Source organism: Flavobacteriales bacterium (genome assembly GCA_016715895.1).
GTDB lineage: Bacteria > Bacteroidota > Bacteroidia > Flavobacteriales_F > PHOS-HE28 > PHOS-HE28.
Map to the genome: position 1 here is coordinate 1,122,238 of JADJXH010000004.1, position 16,441 is coordinate 1,138,678.

At 65.4% G+C, this 16,441-nt stretch carries 18 protein-coding genes; 5 read left to right on the forward strand and 13 right to left on the reverse strand.

The window, feature by feature from the left end; translation table 11 throughout:
* Positions 1-37 precede the first annotated feature (37 nt).
* Positions 38-418, forward strand: a complete 381-nt coding sequence (gcvH, locus tag IPM49_13370; protein ID MBK9275510.1) for a glycine cleavage system protein GcvH — start codon at positions 38-40, stop codon at positions 416-418.
* 4 nt (positions 419-422) lie between these two features.
* Positions 423-812 (forward strand): VanZ family protein, encoded by a 390-nt coding sequence (vanZ, locus tag IPM49_13375; GenBank protein MBK9275511.1) that lies wholly within the window; start codon positions 423-425, stop codon positions 810-812.
* Here the strand turns inward: vanZ and cysN are convergent, their stop codons facing one another.
* The 12 genes from cysN to IPM49_13435 form a co-directional block, all read right to left on the reverse strand.
* Complete coding sequence (gene cysN, locus IPM49_13380) at positions 813-2,069, reverse strand: sulfate adenylyltransferase subunit CysN (GenBank protein MBK9275512.1); 1,257 nt, start codon at positions 2,067-2,069, stop codon at positions 813-815. It lies immediately after the preceding gene.
* 49 nt (positions 2,070-2,118) lie between these two features.
* A complete protein-coding gene (locus IPM49_13385; GenBank protein MBK9275513.1) occupies positions 2,119-2,466 on the reverse strand; it encodes a four helix bundle protein in 348 nt (115 codons plus the stop codon).
* Positions 2,467-2,502: 36 nt separating this feature from the next.
* Complete coding sequence (gene cysD, locus IPM49_13390) at positions 2,503-3,408, reverse strand: sulfate adenylyltransferase subunit CysD (protein ID MBK9275514.1); 906 nt, start codon at positions 3,406-3,408, stop codon at positions 2,503-2,505.
* A 111-nt stretch (positions 3,409-3,519) separates the two neighbouring features.
* Positions 3,520-4,125, reverse strand: coding sequence for an adenylyl-sulfate kinase (gene cysC / locus IPM49_13395; protein MBK9275515.1), 606 nt, complete (start codon positions 4,123-4,125; stop codon positions 3,520-3,522).
* A 61-nt stretch (positions 4,126-4,186) separates the two neighbouring features.
* Positions 4,187-5,848 carry an amino acid permease gene (locus IPM49_13400; GenBank protein MBK9275516.1) on the reverse strand — a complete coding sequence of 554 codons (1,662 nt, stop codon included), beginning with the start codon at positions 5,846-5,848 and terminating at the stop codon, positions 4,187-4,189.
* 369 nt (positions 5,849-6,217) lie between these two features.
* The gene (locus IPM49_13405) at positions 6,218-8,008 is read right to left on the reverse strand and encodes a tetratricopeptide repeat protein (GenBank protein MBK9275517.1); all 1,791 of its coding nucleotides are present in this window, start codon (positions 8,006-8,008) and stop codon (positions 6,218-6,220) included.
* Between the two features lie 6 nt (positions 8,009-8,014).
* Complete coding sequence (locus tag IPM49_13410; GenBank protein MBK9275518.1) at positions 8,015-8,905, reverse strand: substrate-binding domain-containing protein; 891 nt, start codon at positions 8,903-8,905, stop codon at positions 8,015-8,017.
* Between the two features lie 3 nt (positions 8,906-8,908).
* Positions 8,909-9,106: a hypothetical protein gene (locus IPM49_13415; protein ID MBK9275519.1), complete on the reverse strand. Its 198-nt coding sequence runs from the start codon at positions 9,104-9,106 to the stop codon at positions 8,909-8,911.
* A 16-nt stretch (positions 9,107-9,122) separates the two neighbouring features.
* Entirely contained in the window at positions 9,123-9,965 is an 843-nt protein-coding gene (locus IPM49_13420; GenBank protein MBK9275520.1) for an energy transducer TonB, read from the reverse strand.
* A gap of 3 nt (positions 9,966-9,968) precedes the next feature.
* Positions 9,969-10,619 carry a biopolymer transporter ExbD gene (locus IPM49_13425; GenBank protein MBK9275521.1) on the reverse strand — a complete coding sequence of 217 codons (651 nt, stop codon included), beginning with the start codon at positions 10,617-10,619 and terminating at the stop codon, positions 9,969-9,971.
* A gap of 70 nt (positions 10,620-10,689) precedes the next feature.
* Entirely contained in the window at positions 10,690-11,319 is a 630-nt protein-coding gene (locus IPM49_13430; GenBank protein ID MBK9275522.1) for a biopolymer transporter ExbD, read from the reverse strand.
* A gap of 79 nt (positions 11,320-11,398) precedes the next feature.
* Positions 11,399-12,214: a MotA/TolQ/ExbB proton channel family protein gene (locus IPM49_13435; protein ID MBK9275523.1), complete on the reverse strand. Its 816-nt coding sequence runs from the start codon at positions 12,212-12,214 to the stop codon at positions 11,399-11,401.
* A gap of 334 nt (positions 12,215-12,548) precedes the next feature.
* On the opposite strand from IPM49_13435, the gene deoC reads away from it, so the two are divergent.
* Entirely contained in the window at positions 12,549-13,469 is a 921-nt protein-coding gene (gene deoC / locus IPM49_13440) for a deoxyribose-phosphate aldolase (GenBank protein ID MBK9275524.1), read from the forward strand.
* Between the two features lie 38 nt (positions 13,470-13,507).
* Complete coding sequence (locus IPM49_13445) at positions 13,508-14,131, forward strand: hypothetical protein (protein MBK9275525.1); 624 nt, start codon at positions 13,508-13,510, stop codon at positions 14,129-14,131.
* Between the two features lie 74 nt (positions 14,132-14,205).
* On the opposite strand, the gene IPM49_13450 is transcribed toward IPM49_13445, so the two are convergent.
* Positions 14,206-15,006 carry a universal stress protein gene (locus IPM49_13450; GenBank protein ID MBK9275526.1) on the reverse strand — a complete coding sequence of 267 codons (801 nt, stop codon included), beginning with the start codon at positions 15,004-15,006 and terminating at the stop codon, positions 14,206-14,208.
* Between the two features lie 210 nt (positions 15,007-15,216).
* Between IPM49_13450 and IPM49_13455 the strand changes: the two genes are divergently transcribed.
* The gene (locus tag IPM49_13455; GenBank protein MBK9275527.1) at positions 15,217-16,431 is read left to right on the forward strand and encodes a T9SS type A sorting domain-containing protein; all 1,215 of its coding nucleotides are present in this window, start codon (positions 15,217-15,219) and stop codon (positions 16,429-16,431) included.
* The last annotated feature ends 10 nt before the right edge of the window (positions 16,432-16,441 follow it).

Below are 16,441 nucleotides of genomic sequence, written 5' to 3' on the forward strand. Positions count from 1 at the left end.
GCCTATTTTCGCCGCGCAACGCAGAACACCGCACCCGATGAACTTCCCCGCAGACCTGAAGTACACCAAGGACCACGAGTGGATCCGCCTGGAGGGCGGGGAGGCCGTGGTGGGCATCACCGAATTCGCCCAGGGCGAGCTCGGCGACATCGTCTTCGTGGACATCGGCACCGAGGGCCAGGAGGTGGACGAGCACGCGGTGTTCGGCACCGTGGAGGCGGTGAAGACGGTGAGCGACCTGTTCATGCCGGTGAAGGGCACGGTGATGGCCGTGAATCCCGGCCTGGCGGACGACCCGGCCAGCGTGAACAAGGACCCCTACGGCTCGGGCTGGATGGTGCGGATCAAGCCGGCGAACGTGGCCGATGTGGCCGCGCTGATGAGCGCTGACGAGTACCGCGCCCTGGTGGGCCACTGAGCCCATGCTGCGCCACCTGCGCTGGGCCCTCCTGTGGGCCCTGGCCATCCTGGTGCTCTGCCTGATCCCCGGCCGCAGCCTGCCCCAATGGGGCTGGTTCGACCTGCTGGACCTGGACAAGCTGGTGCACGCCCTGCTCTTCTTCGGGCAGACCGTGCTGCTGGCCGCGGCCTTCCTGGGCCATGGCCGCCCGGCGGCCTACCTGATGTGGGCGGTGGGGCTCAGCGTGGCCTATGGGCTGGGTACCGAGGTGCTGCAGGGACTGCAGGCCCTGGGCCGCCGCACCGACCCCATGGACATGCTGGCGAACAGCATCGGCGCGCTCGGTGGCGCCTGGTTCACGGCGCTGCGCCGGCGCAAGGGGCGGGCGATCGTGCCGGCCTTCCTGCGCTGATCACACGATCATCCCCGCGGCCACGGTCTCGTGCGTGCTCTCGTCGATGAGGATGATGCTGCCGGTGTACCGGTTGCGGCCGTAGGTGTCGAGGTGGAGCGGCACAGTGGTGCGCAGCTGCACGCGGCCGATGTCGTTCATGCGGATGGTGCGGTCCTCCGCCTTGTGCAGCGTGCTGATGTCCATCTTGTACTTCACCTCCTTCACCATGCACCGCGCATCGCGGGTGGTGTGCTTGATGGCGTACTTGCCGCCGGGCTGCAGGGGCCGCTCGTTGAACCAGCAGAGCATCACGTCCACATCCTGGCTGGTCTCGGGCACGTTGTTCGGGCTCACCAGCATGTCGCCGCGGCTGATGTCGATCTCGTCGTTCAGCGTGATCACCGCACTTTGCGGGGCGAAGCATTCCTCCACCTCACGGTCGCCGATGTGGATGCTCTTGATGGCGCTCTGGAAACCGCTCGGCAGCACCTGGATGGGGTCGCCCTTGCGGAAGACACCTCCGGCCACGCGCCCGGCGAAGCCGCGGAAGTCGTGCCATTCATCGGTCATGGGGCGCACCACGTACTGCACCGGGAAGCGGCGGTCGATGTGGTTGAGGTCGCCCGCGATGTGGATGTTCTCCAACAGGTACATGAGCGTGGGGCCCTGGTACCACGGCATGTTGGCGCTGCGCTCCACCACGTTGTCGCCCTTCAGCGCGCTGATGGGGATGTAGCGGATGTCGCGCACCTCCAGCTTGCTGCTGAAATCCTCCAGCTCCCTCTGGATGCGGGTGAAGGTGGCCTCGTCGTAGTCCACGAGGTCCATCTTGTTGATGCAGAAAACCACGTGCGGGATGCCGAGCAGCGAGGCGATGAAGCTGTGGCGACACGTCTGCTCCAGGATGCCCTTGCGCGCGTCCACCAGGATGATCGCCAGGTTGGCCGTGCTGGCGCCCGTGACCATGTTGCGTGTGTACTGGATGTGCCCCGGCGTATCGGCGATGATGAACTTGCGCTTGGGCGTCGCGAAGTAGCGGTAGGCCACATCGATGGTGATCCCTTGTTCGCGCTCCGCGCGAAGACCATCGGTCAATAGCGACAGGTCGACCTCTCCGGATCCGCGTTTTGCGCTTGCGCGCTCCACCGCCTCCATCTGGTCCTCGAAGATCTGCTTGGTGTCATACAGCAACCGGCCGATCAAGGTGCTCTTGCCGTCGTCCACGCTGCCCGCCGTGGTGAAGCGGAGCAGGTCCATGTCCAGGTAACCGCTCATGGCAGGAAAGATGAAAGTTGAAAGCTGAAAGCTGAAACCGACAAAGCGTTCATCGCGTGACCAGTGAGGTGAAGATGGAGACCAGCTCGTTCGACTCCTTCAGGAGCGCCTCGGTGGAGGAGAGCGGCATGGTACCGGACTCGGTGAGCATTTCAAGCCAGAAGCCCGATTCATCCGCTTCTTCGATCACGACCCCCAGCTTGGCGATGTATTCACGCTTGCTTCTGCCGCGGAAAGCAGCCCGCGTATTCGCGCCCACGGAGGTGCCTGCCCTCAAAAGTTGCCTGCCCATCACTTGCGCTTCGGTCGTCTTCGGCAAGAGCTTGAACAAGGTCACCACCGCCAGTGCGAATTGCTTGGTCCGATGCTTCAGGTCCTTGTGCGGTGCGGGATTCATTTCCTCTTTCCTCTTTCCTCTTTCAGCTTTCAGCTTTCAGAAGTATCCCTCTTTCTTCCTGTCCTCCATCGCGGCTTCACTCCGCTTGTCATCCATCCGGGACCCTCTTTCGGTGACACGCGACGAGGCCACCTCTTCAATGATCTCTTCCAAGGTGCTTGCGGGTGAATCCACCGCACCGGTGCAGCTCATGTCGCCGATGGTACGGAAACGCACGCGCTTCATGTACGGCTTCTCTTCAGGCTTCAAGCGCATCACCGGGCTGTTCGCGTAGATCACGCCGTCGCGCTCGAACACCTCGCGCTCGTGGCTGAAGTAGATGCTGGGGATGGGGATCTTCTCCAGCAGAATGTACTGCCACACGTCCATCTCCGTCCAATTGCTGATGGGGAACGCGCGGAAGTGCTCGCCCGGACGCTTTTTGCCGTTGTAGAGGTTCCACAGCTCGGGCCGCTGGTTCTTCGGGTCCCACTGGCCGAACTCGTCGCGGTGGCTGAACACGCGCTCCTTGGCGCGGGCCTTCTCCTCATCGCGCCGTCCGCCGCCGATGGCGCAGTCGATCTTGTGCTTCTCGATGGTGTCGAGCAGGGTCACCGTCTGCAGCTTGTTGCGGCTGGCATAGTAGCCGGTCTCCTCCTGCACGCGGCCCGTGTCGATGCTCTCCTGCACGCTGCCCACGATCAGCTTCGCGCCGTGCTCCTTCACCAGGTCGTCGCGGAAGGTCAAGGTCTCCTCGAAGTTGTGGCCGGTGTCCACGTGCACCAGCGGGAAGGGCACCTTGGCCGGGAAGAAGGCCTTGCGGGCCAGGTGGAAGCACACGATGCTGTCCTTGCCACCGCTGAAGAGCAGGGCCGGGTGCTCGAACTGCGCGGCCACCTCGCGCAGGATGTGCATGCTCTCGCTCTCGAGCTCCTTCAGGTGGGTGAGGCGGTAGGAATGCATCGATCTCAATTTTGAACCGCAGAGGGCGCGGAGGACGCTGAGAAATGCAATTTCAGGACATCTCTCCTTATAATCTCTGCGAACTTTGCGTACTCTGCGGTTTTCTGGATTTTAGATCCTTTTAATGCGGGGAAGAATGAATTCGAAGATGTCGCCAGCGCAATCACCTGGCCCACGATCGGTGGTGCTCACTATTACATCCGCCTGTGTAGGTGGCTCAAAAGGCGCACTGATGCCCGTGAAGTCCTCCACCTCGCCGGCGCGGGCCTTGGCGTAAAGCCCCTTCACATCACGGCGCTCGCATTCCTCCAACGGGGTGTCGATGAAGACCTCCACGAAGTCCTCCGCGCCGATGATGGCCTTCGCCTGTTCGCGGGTGGCGATGGTGGGCGAGACGAAGCAGCAGATGACCACGGTCCCGTTCTGCACGAAGAGCCTGGCCACTTCGGCGATGCGCCGGATGTTCTCCGTACGGTCGGCCTCCGAAAAGCCCAGGTTGTTGTTGAGGCCGGTGCGCACGTTGTCCCCATCGAGGACGATCGTGTACACCTGGGTGGCGTGCAGCACGCGCTCGAGCTCGCCGGCGATGGTGCTCTTGCCGCTCCCGCTCAACCCGGTCATCCACAGGCACAGGCCGCGCTGGCCCAAGAGCGCCTCCTTGTCGGAGCGCTGGAGCAGCCGGTCGAACACGGGGTGGATGTGGGTGGGGGCGGACACGGTTCCGGAGCGGCCGCGAAGGTACGCGATCACCCGCAGGAAAGCCGCGCCGGACGCGGGGTCAGAGGGCACGCGGCAGGCGCGCCAGACGGCTGTGGCGGTAGCCGTAGGCAAAGTAGCAGGCGAGGCCGATCAGCAGCCAGGTGCCGAACCACTTCCAGTTGCTGGCGGCCATGCCGGTGAGCAGGTAGCAGCAGGAGGCCAGGCCGAGCACGGGGATCAGCGACCAGCGGTGCACGAAGCTCAGGGCGGACAGGCCGACGCAGAGCGCCCAGAACACCAGGAGGGGGATGCGCTGAGCGCCGTGCTGGCCGGCGGGGTCGAGCAGGTCGCTGAAGTAGCCGGGGAGGCCCACGCGGACGAGCACCACGGCCAGCAGCAGGAGCGCGGGCACGATCCAGCGGCCGTCGATGTGGGGAAGGTGGAATCCCGAGGGGCCGCGTTCGCGGCGGGGCATCAGCAGCACACCGCCGCACACCAGCACGAAGGCGAAGAGGGTGCCGATGCTGGTGAAGTCCAGGATGAAGGCCTCATCGGTGAACAGGATGGGCACGCCCACCACCAGGCCGGTGACGAGGGTGCTGAAGCCTGGCGTGCGGTAGCGGGGATGGATGCGGGCGAAGGGCTTGGGCAGCAGGCCATCGCGGCTCATGCTCATCCAGATGCGGGGCTGGCCGAGCTGGAAGACGAGCATCACGCTGGTCATGGCCACCACGGCGGCGATGCTCACCAGCAGCAGCATCCACTTCACGCCGCGGAGGGCGAAGACCTCGGCCAGCGGGTCGCTGACGTCGAGCTGGGCGAAGGGCACCATGCCGGTGAGGACGAGCGCCAGCAGGATGTAGACCATCGTGCAGATCACGAGGCTGAGGATCATGCCGCGGGGCAGGTCGCGCTGCGGGTCGCGGCTCTCCTCGGCCAGGGTGCTCACCGCGTCGAAGCCGATATAGGCGAAGAAGACGGCGCTGGCGCCGGCCATCACGCCGCCGAAGCCGTTGGGCAGGAAGGGTGTCCACTGGTCGATGTCGACATACGCGATGCCCACGCCGATCACCAGGGCGATGATGACGAGCTTGACGATGACCATGATGTTGCTGGCGTTGCGGCTTTCGCGCACGCCCACGTAGCACAGGGCGGTGATGAGCACATTGATGGCGAAGGCGGGCAGATCGAGGATGATGCGCAGGCCGCCGATCACCGGTGCGGTGTTCCAGGCGGTGAGCCCTTCGCCGGGCGTGTTGTTGACGGCGGAAGCGGAGGCGCTGCGGTGGTTGATGGTGAGCCACTCGGGCAGGTGCAGGCCGGCGGCGTCGAGCAGGTTGGTGAAGTAGCCGCTCCAGCTGAAGGCCACGTAGATGTTGCCGATGCTGTACTCCATCAGCAGGGCCCAGCCGATGATCGAGGCGAAGAGCTCCCCGAAGCTCACGTAGGCGTAGGTGTAGGCGCTGCCGCTGGCGGGCACGCGGGCGGCGAACTCGGCGTAGCACAGGGCGGTGAAGCCGCAGGCCACGGCGCACAGCACGAAAAGCAGCACCACGCCCGGACCGCCGCTGGCGCAGGCCTGGCCCATGCTGCTGAAACTGCCCGCACCGATGATGGCGGCGATGCCGAAGAAGGTGAGGTCGCGCAGGGTGAGGTGCCGGCCGAGCGCGGCGCCGCCATGGATCTCGCCCTCCGGGGTGGCATCGTGGGTGGCGGGCTTGCGACGGAAGAGCTGGTTCATGCCGGATCGGGTTCAGCCTTCCTCGTTCAGCTTCGCCAGTTCCCGAGCCACCCTTCGCACATGCTCACGACCGGGAGGCCACCGTGCTGTCCACCACCCACGTGCAGGGCATGGGTGGACTGATGAACGGACCCACGGTGCGCAGGTACGATTGGAGTGGATCGATCCCACTGTCCGAGGGCGGCGATCGGATGTTCCTCCGTGATCGTCGCGCGGTGTTCGTGCCCGGCGACGCCCCCCGGCACCATCGCGATGGAGATCCACGGGGTGAGCCGGTCGCTGCTGGTCATGCGGGGCAATGTACGCGGCGCGGTCCGGCCATGAAAAAGGGAGGCCGCGGCCTCCCTTTCCCGATGTCGTGGCTGACGTTCACTGTGCGGGCAGGGTGCAGTCCTTGGCGCTCACGTCCTGCAGTTCCTTGGTCAGGAGCATGTCCGTTCCCTGCTTGGTGTTGCTGGTGCCGGCGTTCAGGGCCTTCAGTTGCTCGAACCAGCACTTGGCCATGCCCGGGTCCTTCTCCTTGCTGAAGTGGTAGAAACCGAGGTAGAAGTATGCCTCCTCGAGGTCCACCTTGTACTTGGTCTGGTCCTCCGGTTTGATGTGGCGGACCACCTCCTCGTAGAAGGGCCGGGCCTGCCAGGTCTGCTTGTCGGGGTCGAGGCCCACGTTGGCGCGCGCACGGCCCAGGTACCCTTGGTGCAGGCCGGGCTGCTTCTCCGTGTATACGGCCCAGGCGCTGTCCGAGGTGGTGTACATCCTGGCCTTGTAGGCGTTGCTGCCCAGGTAGTAATAGTCGTTCACCTCGGGCTTGCCGCTGGCGATCTTCTCCTGGAAGGCACGGGTGGCCAGATCGAACCGCTTGGCCTTGCCGAAGGCCTTGCCCGCCTCGCTGAAGAGGTAGGCCTTGGTGCGGTCCATGCGCGCGGCCTTCAGGTAGCTCTCCGCAGCGAGGGAGTCCAGGTCCGGACCCGTGACGGTCACGGCGGATGCATCGGTCGGACCCGGGGCCGGAGGTGTTGCCTTGGCGGCCAGACCCGCGTAGATCTTGCCCATATACTCGTGGTCGGTGGAAATCACCTTGTCGGCGGGTTGCTCGGCGAAGTAGGCCTCCATGGCGGTGCGGGCCGCCTGGAAGTCCCCGGCCTCGCACCGGGCGTAGCCCTCGATGCGGCGCAGGTTGTTGTCCTTCACACCCGTGCCACGCACCGCATCGATCTCGGCGATGCTCTCGGTGTACTTGCCCACCAGGAAGAGGAACTTGGCGTAGCGCACGCGGGCGCTGATGTTGCCGGCGTTCAGCTCGAGGTACTTGTTGTAGTCGGCCGTGGCCTTGTCGTAGGCCTTGGTCATGAAGAGGGCTTCGGCACGGCCGCTGTAGGCGGGGGCGAAGGAGGGGTCGATGGCCACCGCGCGGTCGTACTCGGCGATGGCGGCCTCGTAGTTCTTGGCGCGGTGGTACATCAGGGCCTTCTTGGCCACCGGGCGGGCGGCGCTGGGCATCAGTTCGGCGGCGCGCTTGTAGGCCGCCACGGCCTCGCTGGCGTCAAAGGAGCCGCGGGCCACCAGGAGGTCACCGCGCAGCACCTGGGCGTCGGCATCATTGGGGTTCAGCTCGATGGCCTTGTCCACGTGGGTGAGCGCCGTGGGCACATCGGGATCGGGACCGGCGCCGTACGCATCGGCCACCTCGCGGTAGGTGAGGGCCTTGAGCTCCTTGGGATGCTTGGCCGCCTTGTCCTCGGCCAACGCGATCGCCTCGTTCAGCTTGGCCTTGGCCTCCTCACGGCGGGCCTGGGCCTCCTGGAGGGCGCCCCCGCTGGCGTCATCAGGGATGCCGTGGGCGAAGAGCACCTTGCCGAGGCCGGCATGGTTCAGCGGGTAACGGGGGTTCAGCTCCGCGCCGCGGCGGTAGCACAGCTGGGCGCTGTCCGGCTGCTCGTTCTCCCAGTAGTTCTCGCCCAGGAAGTACCAGGTGGCACCGTCGTTGGGCGTGGCGGCCAGCAGCTTGCGGAAGGCCGTGGTGGCGGCCTCGAACTGTTCGCGGTCGGTGAGGCGCTGGGCGTCCTGCAGGGTCTGGGCATTGGCGGTGAGGGGAAGTGCGGCGAGCAGGTGGCCGGTCACGAAGCCGAGGAGCAGGTTCTTGTTCGTCAGGTGTTCCATCGTTGTTCAGGGGGTCACGATCATCACGTCGCGTGCAGGCACATGCGCGGGGGCGAGGCCTTTCTTGAGGAGGATGCGTTGACCCTTGTGTCCGGCCACAAAGGAAGCGAACCCCGTGCCAAGCCCGCTCTTGCCCTCGGTCACCAGCATCATCAAGGGCCGGCGCAAGGGATAGCGGCCGTCCTTCAGGGTGCCCTGGGTGGGTGCCAGGGCCGGGCCATCGCCGCGGTGGACGGGCACCAGGCGCAGGCCGTCGCGCAGCGCCCGGCAGGCCGGGTCGTCCAGGTCGCTCATCAGGCTGAAGGCCAGCAGCCCGATGGCCGTGCTGTCGCGGCGCAGGCGGTCCACGAGGTCCTCGGGCCCGTGGGCCACCTGCACCTTCAGGGCCTGGTCGGTGGCGCCGTGCCACAGGCTGTCCACCAGCGAGCGGGCCACCCCGCTGCCGGCGTCGTCCAGCAGGGCGGCACAGGGCCGCCCGCCCAAGCGGCCGTCGCGCAGGATCCCGCGGAGCTCATCGAGGCTCAGGCTGTCGGGCCCGGCGGGATGGGCCAGCACGGCGATGGCCTCCACGGCCACGGCCTCCACATGGGGGGTGAGCTGCCGGGTGCGGAAGTAGGCCTGCTGGTCGGCGCCGGGCAGGAAGGTGCCGAACACGGCGCGTACGCTGTCGTTCAGCATGGCCTGCACCAACTGGCGCTCAGGCAGATAGCGCACGTCCACCCGGGCCTTTTCGTACAGCGCTTCAAAGGTGGTGCGCTGGTCCTCGAGCACGGGGCGCAGGTCCTGGTCGGCGAGCACCAGCACGTGGCCGAAGGTGGGGCTGTCGTCGCTGCGCGGGTCGGGCGGACCGCTGCTGCAGGCGGCCAGGAGGAGCATCAGCAGGCCGGTGTGCCGCATGGCTCAGGAATGGCCGTGGTCGGCCTTGCGCTTGCGCCACCACATCACCAGGCGCAGCAGGCCGTAGCCCACCAGCACCAGGGCCAGCACCGCGCGGTAATTCGGCAGCACGTCGCTGGCGAAAGGGGTTAGGCCGATGACCAGGCCGGCCAGGATGTAGAAGCCGGACATCCCGATGGCGAAGGCGGTGCGCAGGTCCATCGCCCGGCCCGGCGCCTCAGCGCAGGTCGAAGTTGATGGGGATGACGTACCGCACCTTCACGGGGCGGCCGTTCTGCTTGCCGGGGCTCCACTTGGGGGAGGCTTTCATCACACGGGTGGCCTCCTTGTCCAGGCCGGCGCTCACGCCGCGCACGGTGCGCACCTCGGTGATGGAGCCGTCCCTGTCCACGACGAACTCCACGAAGACGCGGCCCTCGATGCCCTGTTCGGCCTCCATCTGGGGGTACTTCACGTTCTTGCCGAGGTACTTGTAGAACTCGGCCTCACCCCCGGGGAAGGTGGGTTTCTCCTCCACGGCGGCGAACATCATCACCTCCTCCTCCACCGGCGGGGGCGGGGGCGGGGGTTCTTCGCTCTTCTCGCCTTCCTGGGTCACAGTGCTGGCCGTGGTCTCCTCCAGGATCTCCTGGGTGGGGGGCGGTTCCTCCACGGGCTCGTCCACGGCCTCCAGGGCGGTGAACTGCACGGTCTCGATCTTGGGCGGGGGCGGCACCTCCACGGGCGGGGGCGGGGGCTCCTCCTTCTTCTCCTCCTCGAAGAGCTCGAGGTTCACGTCCACGATCTTCTTGGCCTCCACCACCTCCTCCTCGCCGCCGCCAAGGGCCTCGATGATCTTGGGTGTGCCGATCGCCAGGCCGAAGAAGGCCACCGAGCTGCCCACGGCGATCATCAGGCGCTTCACATAGTCGCGGCGCAGCACGAAGGCGCCGTAGGCCTGGTTGCGGCCTTCGAACACCAGCTGGTTGCGCACCGTGGTGAGCACGTTGTTCCAGCTGAAATCCAGCGTCATCACCAGGGAAAGGACCAGCAGGATGCCGGTGATCAGGAGGTATTCCATGGCTCAGATGGTTGCTTTCTCCGCGTCGAGCAGCAGCTGTTCAGCGGTCTTCAGGCTGTCCAGCACGCCATAGGAGCCGATGCCGCTGATGTCCATCTCGTCGACGATGTCGATCATGTTGCGGTACTTGGCGTCCTTGTCGGTCTTGATGATGGCCTTGAGGTTGGTGGGGTCCCCCTTGGTCTTGCGCCGCAGGCTGTCGTAAGCCGCCTCAGTGATCTTGCCACTATTGAAGTCACGCGCCAGCTGGTTGAGCTTCTCCACGGCCTCCTTGTTGCGCTCCAGCAGCACCTGGCGCACCTTGCTGAAGTCGGTGCGGGTGAGGGTGGTGGGCGGCTTGCCGCTGCCGTCGGTGGGGGTGTGGAACTCGCCCAGGTAGTAGAAGATCTGGTCCTTGGCGGTGAGGATGAGCGTGATGGCGTTGCTCAGCTCGGTCTTCTTGTCGTCGGTAGGGTCCTCGTCCGGCACCGGGAAGGTCATCTGCAGGGTGCTCGGTTTGTACATGGTGGTGGTGAGGATGAAGAAGGTGAGCAGCAGGAAGGCCAGGTCCACCATCGGCGTCATGTCGATGCGGGTGCTGCCTTTCTTGGCGCGTTTCTTCTGGTGGCGTTTTCCTCCGCCGCCTTCTTCGCCTCCACCGGGTGCGTCTGCCATGGTCGGGTCTCGTTGGGCGGGTCGTTCCAGTGCCCCGTACACGTGTGCACGGGAATGGTTCGACCGGCTGTTACATCCGTGATTCCTCCAGGTCGGTGATCATCTTGAAGCGGTTGATCTGGATGCCCGGGGATTGGAAGATCCGGATCACCTCCGCCACCTTGGAATAGTTGGTGTTGCCATCGGCCTTCAGGGCCACCAGCGGGTTGATGCCCGCCTCTTCGTAGAACAGCAGGCGCGTGGTGATGATCCAGTCGCGCAGCTGGTTGTTGGTGCTGTCCGTGGGGATGCCCTCGAACTGCCGGTCGAACTCCTTGCGGGCTCCGCCGGTGGGCAGGGCGAGGTAGGCGGGCAGCTGCTGGATGGGGATGCCCACGGCGCCCACATTGGCGAACTTCACCTTGTCCTCGTCGCTGGGGGTGTAATTGATGCGCTTGCCCATCTCCTCGAGCACCTTCAGGCGCACCTTCTTGTCGGTCATATCCCAATACACCTTGCCGGCGCTGTCCACCACGATGGTCATCAGGTTCTCCGTGGGGATGGGGCTCTGGCTCATGGACGAAGGGGTGTCCACGGCCACGGCCTCCTCCGGTCGGAACTGGGCGGTGAGCATGAAGAAGGTGACCAGCAGGAAGGCCAGGTCCACCATGGGGGTCATGTCGAGCTCGGGGCTCTTCTTGGGCATCTTCAGCTTCGGCATGCGTCGGGGGTCTGGTTCGTTGACGGTGAACGCCCGGCCGCCGGGGGGGTGAGCCCCCGGACGCCGGTGCCGTGCGGGGTCACTTGTGGGTGGCCAGGGTCTGGCTCACGCTGAAGCCGGCCTCGTCGATGCCGTGGGTGATGGCGTCGATCTTGGTGCTGAAGTAGTTGAAGGCGATGATGGCCACGGCCGAGCCGGTGATCCCGAGGGCCGTGTTGATGAGGGCCTCGGAGATACCGGTGGACAGGGCGGTGGCGTCCGGCGTGCCGGCGGTGGCCAGCGCGCTGAAGGCGCGGATCATCCCCAGCACCGTACCGATCAGACCCAGCAGGGTGCTGACGCTCGCGCAGGTGCTCAGGATCACCAGGTTCTTGCTGAGCATGGGAAGCTCCAGGGCGGTGGCCTCCTCGAGCTCCTGCTTCACGGCCTGCAGGCGGGTCTCCTTGTCGTGGCTCGCATCGTGCAGCACCAGCTTGTACTTCTGCAGGCCGCTGCGCATCACGTTGGCCACGCTGCCCTTCTGCTCGTCGCACACGGCCACCGCATCCTCCACCTGGTCATTGGCCAGGAACTGGCGCACCTTGCCCAGGAAGGTCTCGATCCGGCCCTTGCCCTTGGCGCGGCTCAGGGTGATGAAGCGCTCCACCGAGAAGATGATGACGATGAGGTTCACGCTGATGAGGATGGGCACGATGAAGCCCCCCTTGTAGATGGTGCCATACAGTTTGCCGGGGTTCTCGGCGATGGGGTGGCCCTTGATGGGATCGCCGTTCTCGAAGTTCGCCGGATCGCCGAGGACGAACATGTAGATCATCACGCTGATGATCAGCACCAAGGGGAACACAATGGCCACGAAGAGGCTCGAGCCTTTCCCGGTGGACGTTTCGTTGCTCATGAGAAGAGGGGTCGGGTTTTCGGTTGGAGGCGTTGGTCGGTTCCGTGGGGACACCCGGAAGGAACACCCGGGGCCGGTCAAGGGTTTGTTATTGACAGGGGGGCAAACATAACAAGTCTGCCCATCCGGGCATGTTAACCCGGTATGACCTGTGGCGGCCCTGCGGGAGGGGGGGTCTCCGGTGCGGAAGGCCTTCGGTGCGGTCGGTCACGGGCATTGCGGAGCCGAAATAACGGGCCCGCCGTGCCGATCCGTCCCCACAGCAGGGTACGTCCGGGGAACGGCTGCCCTGATGGCAGGAACGGCACGCGGGTCGTCAGGCTATCTTGGCCCCATGACCACCAAGTCGCTCGCACCAGCCCGGCTCGTTCCGGTCAGCGCTCCCCCCATCGACCAGGTGGGCATCGAGGAGCGGGTGGCCCGCATCAAGACCCGCAGCATCAAGAAGGAGACCAAGGTGCAGGGCATGAAGCTGGCCCTCAGCATGATCGACCTCACCACCTTGGAAGGGGCCGACACCCCGCACAAGGTGCAGCAGCTCTGCTTCAAGGCCATGCATCTGCACGATCAGCTTCCGGGCCTGCCCACCGTCGCTGCCGTATGCGTGTACCCGTCCCTGGTGAAGGTGGCGAAGAAGGCCCTGGGCGACAGCGGCGTGAAGGTGGCCAGCGTGAGCACCGCCTTTCCCAGCGGACAGGCTCCGCGCAACGTGAAGATCGCCGACACTCGCTTCGCCGTGAGCGAAGGCGCCGACGAGATCGACATGGTGATCAGCCGCGGCAAGTTCCACAACGGGGAATACGGCTTCGTGTTCGACGAGATCGCGGCGATCAAGGAGGCCTGCCGGGAGGCCCGCTTGAAGGTGATCCTGGAGACGGGTGAACTGGGCACATATGACAAGGTGCGCCTGGCCAGCGACATCGCCATCGCTGCGGGCGCCGACTTCATCAAGACGAGCACCGGCAAGATCAACCCGGCAGCGACGATGGAGGTGACGCTGGTGATGCTGCACGCGATCCGCGACCACTACCTGCGCACCGGGCAGATGATCGCCATGAAGCCGGCGGGTGGCATCCGCAAGAGCAAGGAGGCCCTCCACTACCTGATGATGGTGAAGGAGGAGCTCGGCCCCGAGTGGCTCGATCCCCACTGGTTCCGCTTCGGCGCCAGCAGCCTGGCCAACGACATCCTGATGCAATTGCAGAAGGAGGCCGACGGGCACTACCAGAGCGCGGATTACTTCAGCGTGGATTGATGATGAAGCCAGGGAAATGTGCCCCACTTTGGTTGGTGGTGGCCTTCCTGGTGGCTGCATGTTCGACGCCTGAGGTTCCTAATAATGGAGGAGCGGTCATTCCCGAAGTGATCCCGTCCGATACCTTCGAACCACCTGTGAAGCAACTTGTGGTGGAGGAGCTTCGCTTGATGGCGCTTTGGGATTCACTCGTTGGAGATACCACAGCGCCTTGGGTGACGGATAGTGCAGCCCTGACCTCCACGAAGGAGTGGCGGGATCCGATACTGTACTTTGACCATGAGGGAGCAGTTGCCTTCTACAAGCGCAAGGGCGCTTCCATGCTGGTTTATGCGGATAGCACGTTCGCAAGGAACGCGTTCGAGCGTGTGGCCGACCCACTTGGAGCAGACCCGTCGAAGCGGCACATTGGCCAGTTCGAGCTTCCCACAAGGTTCTTGGTGAGCTCCATCTTCTCGAAGAGCGGTTCAACCCATCTGCTAAGTGGTCGAGTGATCGTTCATCTTCTCGGCTCTTGCGCGGAGTCGCGGCAGGAGGTCGATCGCCGACTTCACTTCGCTGAGATCCTGAGCGGGCAAGGGCTCCTGCGTGGAACGATGAGCATGCGGTGCGGTTGGGGTGGCCTGAAGATCATTCGAGCAGCCTGGCCAACGACATCCTGATGCACCTGCAGAGGGCGGCCGACGGGCACTACCCGAGCGCGGATCCCTTCAGCGTGCTCCGCAGCCCGGCCGGCTCAGCCGTTCTCCGGAAGCACGAGCAACGGCGTGGTGGTGTGCAGCGCCATGCGCTTGGCCTTGCTGGCGGTGAACAACCGCTGCCAGAAGCTCTTCTTCCTGTGGATCACGGCCATGAGCTGGATGCGTCCCTGCCGGGCCAGTTCATCAAGGGTGCCGGTGACGTCCTCACCGGCCACGGTGACGAACGAGTGGCGGATGCCGTCGAGCAGTGCGCTCACGATCTGCCGGTCGCCGCGTTCGTCGAAGGTGGCGATGTTGTCGCGCACATGGGCCACCACCACCTCGGCGCCGGTGCGGCGGGCGATGGCGATCAGCGGTTGAAGGGTGGCCGCGTCCATGGTGCCGCCGTCGTTGGCCAGCAGGATGCGCTTCACCGGTGCGGGCTGCCACTGGGAGGGCACGGCGATCACTGGTACCCCTGCGCCGGTCACCACCGCGGTGGTGTTGCTGCCCACCAGCCCGTAGTTGCCCTCGCCCTGGGTGCCCATCACGATCAGTTCACCCTTGCCTTGATCGGCCAACTCGTTCAGCACCTCGGCCAGGGGATAGGGGGAGGTCCGCTTGGCCAGGGTCACGGTACCTGCGTGGGCACGACAGCGTCGCTCAGCCCGTCGCAGCTTGTTGGCGGCCTCGCGGCCGGTGTCCATGGCCGGAAGCAGGGCATTGCGGTAGGCGGGCTTCAGGTACGTGTGCACCAGCGTGTACCGCACGCCGTCCGTGCCAAAGAGGTCAAATGCGAAGCGTGCCGCGTTGAAGGCGGCATCGCTGCCGTCGGTGGGGAGAAGGATGCGGGTCATCGTCGGGGACGTCCGTTGAGCCCGCAAAATAGGGCCGGTCCGCAACGACCCCGGCTGATCCCCATCAAGATGATGCCCTTGCGGGGCGTGCCGCTGTTCACATCCTGCGGTGGGAACCTCGCGGAGACACTGCCGCGGACCCGCGCCGCAGCAGGTTTCCTTCGCTGCTGAACCACCCTCTGCTCAACAACCATGAACCCTTGCCACAGGATGCCGGTCCTCGGCCTCACCGTGTTCATCACCGCCGTGTGCACGGCCCAATGGTCGCAGACCAACGCCGGCATCGCCGACCTGTCGCAGGGCGCGCAGGTGCTCGGGGCCTCCTCCACACACCTCTTCGCCAAGGCCGGCAGCACGTTGTACCGCAGTGCGGACAATGGCGACACGTGGAACGCGGTCACGAACCCGGTGGCGTTGAACCCCACGGAAAGCGGCTTCGCCGTGGGCAACCGGTACTTCGCCGGGCTGAACGCCTCCTCCGATTGCATCTATTGGACGGACGATGGTGGTGATACCTGGAATACGGTGGCCGGTGCGCCGCAATCGACCGTGGTGCGCGGATTCCTGGCGAATGGCACGCATGTGTTCGCGTATGCCTCCACGGGAGGCGTGTTCCGCGCGCCACTGCCCGGTGATGCGTGGACCACGGTGAACGCCGGTCTTGCCAACACCAACGTCATCGGCATGCTGCTGGTCGGCAACGACCTCTACGCGAACACGATCGGCGGCGGCATCTTCATCAGCACCGATGGCGGAAGCACTTGGGATGACAGCAACACCGGCATCTCTCCCAGCGACCTCAACGGCGAGAACCTGTGGGTGATGGACGGCGACCTGTACTACACGGCGCAGGGCGGTGGCAGATACACCAGTGCCGATGGTGGCGCCACGTGGAGCGCATGGGCCGGTCTTCCGCAGTTCGGCCTGGGCCTGCTGGAGCTGAAGCGCTTCGGCACGGCCCTCTACATGGAAACGCGCCATTTCGCCGGTGGCGGACTCCGTGACAGCGTGTACCTGAGCACCGACGAAGGCACCAGCTGGACCAACATCACCGGAAACCTCAACGCCGCCGACCTCAACGGTTCCGGTCTCTTCGAGCACCAGGGCTGCGTGTTCATCGGCTACAACCTGATCTCGCCGGGCCAGGGCATTTACCGGCGTTGCGCCAGCACGGGCTTGGAGGAAGAGCCCGCACAGGCCGTGCGTGTGTTCCCGAACCCGGGTGAAGGGATCTTCGCCGTGACCCTGCCTCAGCCGGCCATCGGTGCGCCCTACCGCGTGGTGGACATCGCCGGGGCCGAGGTCCTGCGCGGGCGGATCGGCGGTGCACAAATGGAGCTGGACCTGTCGGCGCTGGCCGCGGGCACCTATGTGATGCACGTGGAAGGTGCAGCGGTGGCGCCGGTGCGCGTGGTGAAGCGGTGAACACGGGGTT

What these genes read in the sequence shown, in the direction of transcription:
- gcvH (MBK9275510.1), top strand. Translation starts at nt 38, where the DNA reads ATGAACTTCCCCGCAGACCTGAAGTACACCAAGGACCACGAGTGGATC.
- vanZ (MBK9275511.1), top strand. Translation starts at nt 423, where the DNA reads ATGCTGCGCCACCTGCGCTGGGCCCTCCTGTGGGCCCTGGCCATCCTG.
- cysN (MBK9275512.1), bottom strand. Translation starts at nt 2,069, where the DNA reads ATGAGCGGTTACCTGGACATGGACCTGCTCCGCTTCACCACGGCGGGC.
- IPM49_13385 (MBK9275513.1), bottom strand. Translation starts at nt 2,466, where the DNA reads ATGAATCCCGCACCGCACAAGGACCTGAAGCATCGGACCAAGCAATTC.
- cysD (MBK9275514.1), bottom strand. Translation starts at nt 3,408, where the DNA reads ATGCATTCCTACCGCCTCACCCACCTGAAGGAGCTCGAGAGCGAGAGC.
- IPM49_13400 (MBK9275516.1), bottom strand. Translation starts at nt 5,848, where the DNA reads ATGAACCAGCTCTTCCGTCGCAAGCCCGCCACCCACGATGCCACCCCG.
- IPM49_13405 (MBK9275517.1), bottom strand. Translation starts at nt 8,008, where the DNA reads ATGGAACACCTGACGAACAAGAACCTGCTCCTCGGCTTCGTGACCGGC.
- IPM49_13410 (MBK9275518.1), bottom strand. Translation starts at nt 8,905, where the DNA reads ATGCGGCACACCGGCCTGCTGATGCTCCTCCTGGCCGCCTGCAGCAGC.
- IPM49_13415 (MBK9275519.1), bottom strand. Translation starts at nt 9,106, where the DNA reads ATGGACCTGCGCACCGCCTTCGCCATCGGGATGTCCGGCTTCTACATC.
- IPM49_13420 (MBK9275520.1), bottom strand. Translation starts at nt 9,965, where the DNA reads ATGGAATACCTCCTGATCACCGGCATCCTGCTGGTCCTTTCCCTGGTG.
- IPM49_13425 (MBK9275521.1), bottom strand. Translation starts at nt 10,619, where the DNA reads ATGGCAGACGCACCCGGTGGAGGCGAAGAAGGCGGCGGAGGAAAACGC.
- IPM49_13430 (MBK9275522.1), bottom strand. Translation starts at nt 11,319, where the DNA reads ATGCCGAAGCTGAAGATGCCCAAGAAGAGCCCCGAGCTCGACATGACC.
- IPM49_13435 (MBK9275523.1), bottom strand. Translation starts at nt 12,214, where the DNA reads ATGAGCAACGAAACGTCCACCGGGAAAGGCTCGAGCCTCTTCGTGGCC.
- deoC (MBK9275524.1), top strand. Translation starts at nt 12,549, where the DNA reads ATGACCACCAAGTCGCTCGCACCAGCCCGGCTCGTTCCGGTCAGCGCT.
- IPM49_13450 (MBK9275526.1), bottom strand. Translation starts at nt 15,006, where the DNA reads ATGACCCGCATCCTTCTCCCCACCGACGGCAGCGATGCCGCCTTCAAC.
- IPM49_13455 (MBK9275527.1), top strand. Translation starts at nt 15,217, where the DNA reads ATGCCGGTCCTCGGCCTCACCGTGTTCATCACCGCCGTGTGCACGGCC.